The organism is Rhodococcus zopfii NBRC 100606 = JCM 9919, from assembly GCF_001895025.1.
In the GTDB taxonomy this organism is placed as follows: Bacteria; Actinomycetota; Actinomycetes; order Mycobacteriales; family Mycobacteriaceae; genus Rhodococcus; species Rhodococcus zopfii.
Genome location: NZ_BCXI01000085.1, coordinates 1 through 7030 on the forward strand (window position 1 = coordinate 1; position 7030 = coordinate 7030).

The 7030-nt window shown below is 64.5% G+C and carries 9 protein-coding genes and 1 pseudogene; 4 read left to right on the plus strand and 6 right to left on the minus strand.

The window, feature by feature from the left end; translation table 11 throughout:
- Window positions 1-930 (plus strand): transposase (locus RZ1_RS30345; protein ID WP_139282063.1); only part of this gene is annotated, 930 nt, incomplete at its 5' end.
- Window positions 931-1152 (plus strand): annotated as a pseudogene (locus tag RZ1_RS28900) (transposase); the annotation flags it as partial. It abuts the gene before it with no gap.
- Window positions 1153-1276: 124 nt separating this feature from the next.
- Here RZ1_RS28900 and RZ1_RS28905 read toward each other — a convergent pair.
- The 5 genes from RZ1_RS28905 to RZ1_RS28925 form a co-directional block, all read right to left on the minus strand.
- Complete coding sequence (locus RZ1_RS28905) at window positions 1277-1651, minus strand: DUF6010 family protein (protein ID WP_072816321.1); 375 nt, start codon at window positions 1649-1651, stop codon at window positions 1277-1279.
- On the minus strand, window positions 1648-1920 hold the full coding sequence (locus tag RZ1_RS28910; protein WP_218020504.1) for a hypothetical protein: 273 nt from the start codon (window positions 1918-1920) through the stop codon (window positions 1648-1650). Before RZ1_RS28910 ends, RZ1_RS28905 begins: the two co-directional genes overlap by 4 nt.
- 26 nt (window positions 1921-1946) lie before the next feature.
- Window positions 1947-2423, minus strand: a complete 477-nt coding sequence (locus RZ1_RS28915; protein WP_072816325.1) for a hypothetical protein — start codon at window positions 2421-2423, stop codon at window positions 1947-1949.
- Window positions 2420-2737 (minus strand): hypothetical protein, encoded by a 318-nt coding sequence (locus RZ1_RS28920; protein WP_072816328.1) that lies wholly within the window; start codon window positions 2735-2737, stop codon window positions 2420-2422. Before RZ1_RS28920 ends, RZ1_RS28915 begins: the two co-directional genes overlap by 4 nt.
- Window positions 2738-2798: 61 nt before the next feature.
- On the minus strand, window positions 2799-3488 hold the full coding sequence (locus tag RZ1_RS28925) for a DJ-1/PfpI family protein (RefSeq protein ID WP_072816330.1): 690 nt from the start codon (window positions 3486-3488) through the stop codon (window positions 2799-2801).
- 197 nt (window positions 3489-3685) lie between these two features.
- Between RZ1_RS28925 and RZ1_RS28930 the strand changes: the two genes are divergently transcribed.
- Both RZ1_RS28930 and RZ1_RS31930 read left to right on the plus strand, forming a co-directional pair.
- Window positions 3686-4657 (plus strand): GlxA family transcriptional regulator, encoded by a 972-nt coding sequence (locus RZ1_RS28930; RefSeq protein ID WP_072816332.1) that lies wholly within the window; start codon window positions 3686-3688, stop codon window positions 4655-4657.
- A gap of 1446 nt (window positions 4658-6103) precedes the next feature.
- Window positions 6104-6565 carry a Mu transposase domain-containing protein gene (locus tag RZ1_RS31930; RefSeq protein ID WP_372481631.1) on the plus strand — a complete coding sequence of 154 codons (462 nt, stop codon included), beginning with the start codon at window positions 6104-6106 and terminating at the stop codon, window positions 6563-6565.
- Between the two features lie 99 nt (window positions 6566-6664).
- Here RZ1_RS31930 and RZ1_RS28940 read toward each other — a convergent pair.
- On the minus strand, window positions 6665-7030 hold a 366-nt coding region (locus RZ1_RS28940), incomplete at its 5' end, for an arabinosyltransferase C-terminal domain-containing protein (RefSeq protein ID WP_174565252.1).

Sequence of the window (7030 nt, forward strand, 5' to 3'; positions counted from 1 at the left end):
GGCGCCATCGAGCGGATCGGAATCGAAGGAACAGGTGGGCTTGGCCGCGCACTCGCCGAGTATCTCGTCAGCGAACACGTAGAGGTCCGAGATGTTCCCCCACACAAGACCTCGCTGCGGCAACGAGGTCGACACGAAGGGAAAAGTGACCTCCTCGATGCACATCGGATCGCTGCGGAAACCCAGAGAAACGATGCGCTCGCATACGCATTCAAGCAATCGAGTCCGTCTGCTCCAGATGCAGTGCGGGATCAAATATCATTGTGGCACAACGCCCGAACGTCTCTGCGCAAGATTAGAGTTCAACTGATAGGAGAGATCGACGCGCTGATCGCTGGCCTCCCCGAGCACTTACGCACCCAGGTGCCCGAACGCAACACAGCCCGCGCACGGATCAACTCGATTGCCGAACTCGACACTGCCGACGTCACCGATCCCATCGTGACGCTGCGGCTGCAACTGATCGAACATCGAACGACGATGTTGCGCGATGTCCTCACTCAGGACAAGACCGCCGAAGCCGAACTCGCCGCACTTGTCACTCGGACAGGCTCACACCTCACCGTCGTCTGTGGGATCGCCGCTCGCGCTGCCGCCGAAATACTCCTCGAGACCGGCGATGTGCGCCGGTTCACCGAAGCCGGCTTCGCGCGATTCACCGGCACAGCACCCATTCCCGCCAGTTCCGGTGAAGGCGGGAAGCAACCTGTCCGTCACCGCCTCAACCGCGGCGGAAACAGACGCTTGAACGCTGCACTGCACCGCATCGCAATGATCCAACTTCGATGCGAACCACGCGCCCGCCGACTCTACGACAGCGCCGTCAGCCGTGGGCATACGCGACGTGAAGCGATGCGCATCCTCAAGCGGCACCTCTCAAACATTCTCTACCGAACGATGTTCAGGGACACCCAACCACCCCCAGCTTGACATGAGAGCTTCAAGCGTCGAGCCGATGTGGTGGAGATCTTCCCGAACCCGGCGGCGTTCCTGCGGTTGGCGACTGCGGTGGTCATCGAGCAGCACGACGAGTGGCAGGTCACCCGCCGCTACGTCTCGGATGTGAGCATGGACGAGCTCCGGGCGGTGATCGCCGCGAAGGGACACGCTGCCGAGGCGGCGTTGTCGTTGACCGGTTCGAGCGAAACAGCTTGGTATTCACCGCGACTCGTTGATCACCGCGCATACTGCAGAGCCGATCCGAAGTCCACCACTCCACGGGGCACTATCGTTCCGTATCTCGTCCTGCAGGCGGGGTGGTTGTGAAGCGGTGCACTCAACTCACCCTGACAGACAGGGCTCCGCGGAAGCACCATAGGGCGATGACTGGGTCACAGATGGCGCATGCCAAGGACGAGTCGTGGTGGAACGGAAGGATGGGGTTGCCCTTGATGTGGTGTGCGATGTCCCAGGCGGTGTGGAGCAGCCAGCCTATGCCGATGAAGTTCCAGGATTCCAGGCCGCGGTAGGCGACGCAGGCCATGAGTGCGACGAACGGGAGTTCCCACGGGCCGAATCCACCGCCGCTCAGGTAGGCGGCTCCGGCTCCGCCGACCATGATCGCGTTGAAGTGCCTCCTGTGTGGTTCTCTGATGAGCGACATCAGCAGGCAGTAGACGATGTCGACAATCACTGGGGAGACGAGGTTCATGAGGGAAGGACTTCTTCTGTGTGGGCGTGGGCCGGTCGGAATCTATCGAGCTGTCGCAACGCGAGTAGCCCGCCGACCCCTGGAATGAGGCCCAGCATCTTGGCGGCCGTAGGGGCCTGCTCGAGGCGCAAGGTCGCGATCGCGACGAACAGGTAGGCGCAGCCGTGAGCGGGGCCCATCAAGGACGAAGACGACTTGATGTGGACGGTGAATACGTTGGCCAGCATCACGATCAGGGTTATCAATTCGACGTGGGACGCGATGCGCATATGGCGCAGAGACCGGGGGTGCATGGTCACACTCCTGTGGTGGAGCCGGGGCGGATGATCATCAGTACGGTGACGGTGGCCCAGAGCAGGTTGAAGATGCCGGTAGCCATGGCGAGACGGCTCGGTGTCCATGGGGTCGGTGCTGATGACGGAGCATGATCGCCTGCCGTCGCGACCAGAGCGCGGTCCTGGGCGGGCAGGATCAGTAGTGCCAGGACGCCTGCGGCCGCGGTGGTCAGCAGGATCGAGGTGATGAGCCAGGCGTCACCAAGGACGCCAAGGCTGCTGGCCGTTGCGAAGCCAAAGACGGGAACGGCAATTCCGATGCCCGCGTATACCCGGCAGATTCGGTGCAGCGTCAGCAGGGTCGTTCGGGCTGCGCTGTCGCCGGGGTCGCTGAGGGCGCGGCGCAGCGTCACGGGGAACATGCTTGCGGCGACGGTGACCGGGCCGACGGCGACGATGGCCGCCAGGACATGCAAGGACAGAAAGAGCTTGGTCATGCCTGGCCCTCCTGGCTGGCCTGCCGCTCACCGGTGACCTTCGAGGACGGAAGGCGGCCAGCTTTCGAGGTGCCCTGGAGGGTGTCGCCGCTGACCGTCACGTCGAACGCCAGGTTCAGCCGCATGGGTTTGGTGATGGCTTGCTTCCAGGTGAGTCGGTCACCGTCGAGGACCACATCGTTCAGCGGTACCTCTTCCTCTGCGCTGTGGGCGGTTCCGGTCAGGACTCCGTCGCGCCGGCGCAGTTCAACTACAGCCTTGATCTTGCCGATGGGGGTGGAGATGGACAGGTTCCAAATACCTTCTATGGGCATACCGATGTTCTTCCTGATTGTGCGTTGCGGGCAATGGCCGACGAAGAGCGGCGGCGGGGCTTCAGAAAGCGGCGGGCGCGGGTCCTTGGGCGCGCCAGACGGTGCCGCGTCGTTCGTGGGCGAACAACTCTTCAACGGCGTGGGCAATGCGTGGCCCCAGTTCGCGTTCCAGCAGGTAGAGCCCGAGGTCGAGTCCGGATGTGACGCCCGCGCCGGTGATCAGGTCGCCGTCGTCCACGATGCGGGCGCTGACCGCGTGGGCACCGGTGGCGTCCAACATGTCGAGGCCCATGTGGTGGGTGGTGGCGTGACGTCCCTCCAACAGACCGGCCATGGCCAGGATGAGCGAGCCACCGCAGACTGCGGCGACCGTGGTGTCTGGGTCGTCCATTGCCTGCCCGAGGAGTGTGGGGAGCTCGGTGGTCAGTGTGCGGCCCAGCAGCACCGGAATGAACTCGTCCTGTTTCCATTCGCCGGCGCCCACGGCTTCTTCCGGGACCTCGCCGGGCTCGCCCACCCGTCCGGAGGCCCCGGGCACCAGGACCATGTCCGCCTGATTCAGATCGAGAGCACCAATGGCGCGCAGCACCAGTCCTCCGGTGCCGCTGACCACCTCGCGCGGGCCCTCCGCGGAGACCAGCTCCACGCTGAGCGAACCGCCCGATGCCGTACCTCCCGCATACAGCACCTCATAAGGAGCTACGACGTCGAGCGGGTCAAAACCATCGAACAGGACGATCTGAATGTGCATGGGAGTGGTCCTCGGGGTTGATTCGTACTGGTGCGTCTGAAGTCAACCGCCCATCGGTTCGATCGGACAGTGGCACGAGTGACAACATTCAACGAGAAATTGCCAACGGCATCCCGGATGGGATTATGCCTCTTGAACTGCTACGTTATGAATCTCTCGCGTGGATAAGTCGCGTACTGGAGGGGTACGTTATCGCCATGCACACCGTTGCTGTTCTCGCGCTGGACAAGGTCATCCCCTTCGACCTGTCCACGCCGATCGAGGTCTTCTCGCGGACCCGTCTGCCCGATGGGCGACCCGGCTACCAGGTTCGGGTCTGCGCCGAGCGCCGCGAGATAGACGCCGGAGCTTTCGCGCTGTCTGCCCCCTGGGGCATGGAGGGCCTCCAGGACGCGGACACGATCATCGTGCCGGGAGTCGCCGACCCCACCGCCTCACTCTCATCCGCCGTGCGTGACGCGTTGCGATCGGCCGCTGCGGACGGTACGCGGATCGCCTCGATCTGCTCAGGTACGTTTCCTCTGGCCGCCACTGGGCTCCTCGACGGCCTGCGCGCCACGACGCACTGGGCTGCGGCCGGGCTTCTGGCCTCCATCCACCCGGACATCGATGTCGACCCGAATGTCCTCTACGTCGACAACGGCCAGTTCCTCACCTCTGCCGGCGCAGCCGCAGGCTTGGATCTGTGCCTGTACATGATCCGCCGTGACTACGGCTCGGCCGTCGCAGCCGATGCCGCCCGTCTGTCGGTGATGCCCCTCGAACGGGAAGGAGGACAAGCGCAGTTCATCGTCTACGACCACACCCCAACACCCCAGGGCTCCGAACTCGAGGAACTCCTCACTTGGCTACGGGACAACCTGACCCGCGACCTCACCCTGACCGACATCGCCGCGCGGGCCGGGACCAGCACCCGCACCCTGATCCGACGCTTTCGTGACCAGACCGGCACCACGCCACTCCAGTGGCTGCACCGGGCCCGCATCCGCCAAGCTCAGCACCTGCTGGAAACTACGGACCACTCCGTCGAACGCATCGGTAACCGAGTTGGCTTCAGCTCATCCACCACCTTCCGCGACCGCTTCAAACTCATCACGGGAGTCAGTCCACAAACCTACCGTCGTACCTTCCGAGCAGAACCGTTGCGAGTGATGGAGATCAGCGAGTAGCCCGTAGCTGTCCAAGATCGGCGAGACGTGTAATCCGCTAGTCCAGGGCCCCTCGTGCCCAAGACGTCGGTCTCGCACTCCGGTTCCCTCCTCAGCCGTCCCGGGGCTGGGAGAACGTCTTGTCTGGGAGGTGGCGACGAGTCGTGCCGGATTCATCCGGGCGATCGAGCAGTTTCGCCCGAGCGCGGACGCCGCAGCGATCGAGCGCGCGCCGAGTTCCTCTACCCCGCCTACGTCGGGATTGAGCCCCAGTCCGACGCGCTCACCGGCGCCGACATCGACGCACTCTGCCGGTGCGCGACGCCGGTGCGTGGCGCTGATCCCCCCGAATTCACGGCTCTCACACCAAGCTATCAGGCTCGCGAGGAGAACCCGATGAGAGCGGACATGCCAATCTCGCTGTAGACGGACACATTCGTCCCTGCTGACGGACAGTGTCGATGGACACGGGGCCGGTGGCGTGTCGTCCCGAACCAGACGCCCTTCCGGGGTTTGCTCGAGGTCTTCGACCCACCACCGAGCGATTCCCATCGGAGGGACGCATGAAGAAGTCTGACAGGGACATCATCGAATCTTCGAAGCCTGCGACGCGACCGGCAGCGCGCATTCCGCCGCGCAGCTGGCCGGTGTCGATCCGAAAACCGTTCGGCGCTACGTCGCCGCCCGTGACGCGGGGCTGACGCTGGCCGGCCCCATCCGGCGACCGCGCATCATCGACGACTATCTCCCGAAGATCGAAAAGTGCGTCGACCGCAGCAAAGGCAAGGTCCGCGCCAACGTCGTCCACGAACGTCTGGTCGAGCTCGGCTTCGACGGCACCGAACGCACCACCCGCGGGGCCGTGGCGGAGGCGAAGACGGCATGGCGGGCGGGGCATCGCCGCCCCTACCGTCCCTGGATCACCGTACCTGACTTGAAGATGCAATTCGATTGTGGCGCAGGACCGAGGGTGCCCGGACCCGACGGACTCATGCGCTCGACCCTGTTGTTCCGTGCCTGGCTGGCATGGTCGCGTTTCCGCGTCGTGATTCCGGTGTGAGATCAAACGCTGCCGACGTTGATCGCCTGCCTCGATGCCACGGTGCGCCGCTTCGGTGGGGGTGCCGACCTACGCGCTGACCGACAATCCCCGCACGGTCAGCATCGATCACGTCGCCGGGATACCGGTGCGGCATCCGCAGATCGTCGAGGCCGCCCGGCATTGCGGCATGACACTGCATACCTGCGTGCCTTCGAACCGGAATCGAAGGGCAGCGAAGCAACGGTCGAGATCGCCAAGGCAGACCTGGTGCCCACCGCCGCGAACCTGCTGCCGGCCTATGCCGCGTTCGCCGATCTCGAAACCGCATGTGACCGCTTCTGCGTCACGTCAACGGTCGATGACACCGGGAAAGCGCGGGCGTTCCAGGCGAGGCGCTGGCCGAGGAACGCGCCCGCCTGCACACCGTGCCGTCGGCCCCGCACACCCTGGCACCGGGCACCACCCGCCGCGTCGGCACCGACCAGACGATCCGGTTCGGGTCGGTGCGCTATTCGACCCCACCCGGGCTGGTCGGCGCCGAAGTCTGGGTGCGTGTCGCCGGAACCGAGCTGGTCATCGTCGCCGACCTCGATGCCCTGCCGCAGGTTCCGCGGTGGGCCACTGGGCGGCGAGGACTGGCCGAAGTTGCCGGCACCGATTATCGACGCCGGGGAATCCTCAACCGACGGATCGTAGTTGCCCTCGGTCAATGGCTCGTCGCTCGGAGCAGGATCTTGCGAACTGGTAGTGCCTTCCTGACTGGCCGAGTCGATGGTGTCGGTGGAGTTGTGATACACCACATGCCAATTTATGCGAACAGTCTGTCAAGCCTCGCGGCATCTCAACGACTATGTCCGTCGGGGCCGGCTTCCGATCTTTCGAAGTAGGAGAGCCTTGCTGACGAGCGTCAAGCAGGACGGTGAAACCAGTATGCGCCCATGCTGATTGCTCTCGCCCCACGTCGCTGAGCCTGAACGTCCTGCCCATCAGTAAGTGGTGTTGATCGGACCGGGACTCCACAGACCGCTGCGCGTGACCGATGTGGTGTCGAGTTCTGCGGTGTCGGCCGACGGATCGATGGGCGTGTACTGCTCGATCGCGCCCCAGTCGCGGTCCCAGTCATGGTCGAGATACGACGGGATCGTGCGGGCTCGCAGCAGCTGGTCGGTCCAGCCGAGTGGACCGCCGCCGTGGTGGTCCTGCCACAGATTGGTGGAGATCGCGCCGATCCGGTCCGGCAGGATCCGGTATTCGGGGACCTCCGCGACACCGTTGCGATGCAACATCTGGTGCTGGCACGGGAAGTTCAACCCGACCGCCCAGTCCAGCAGCACCGGGGTATCGGTACCGAC

Bases quoted from the DNA above. Each gene is read 5' to 3' on its own strand.
- RZ1_RS28920 (WP_072816328.1), bottom strand. From the start codon at position 2,737: ATGCCCATAGAAGGTATTTGGAACCTGTCCATCTCCACCCCCATCGGC.
- RZ1_RS28905 (WP_072816321.1), bottom strand. From the start codon at position 1,651: ATGAACCTCGTCTCCCCAGTGATTGTCGACATCGTCTACTGCCTGCTG.
- RZ1_RS28930 (WP_072816332.1), top strand. From the start codon at position 3,686: ATGCACACCGTTGCTGTTCTCGCGCTGGACAAGGTCATCCCCTTCGAC.
- RZ1_RS28915 (WP_072816325.1), bottom strand. From the start codon at position 2,423: ATGACCAAGCTCTTTCTGTCCTTGCATGTCCTGGCGGCCATCGTCGCC.
- RZ1_RS28925 (WP_072816330.1), bottom strand. From the start codon at position 3,488: ATGCACATTCAGATCGTCCTGTTCGATGGTTTTGACCCGCTCGACGTC.
- RZ1_RS28910 (WP_218020504.1), bottom strand. From the start codon at position 1,920: ATGCGCATCGCGTCCCACGTCGAATTGATAACCCTGATCGTGATGCTG.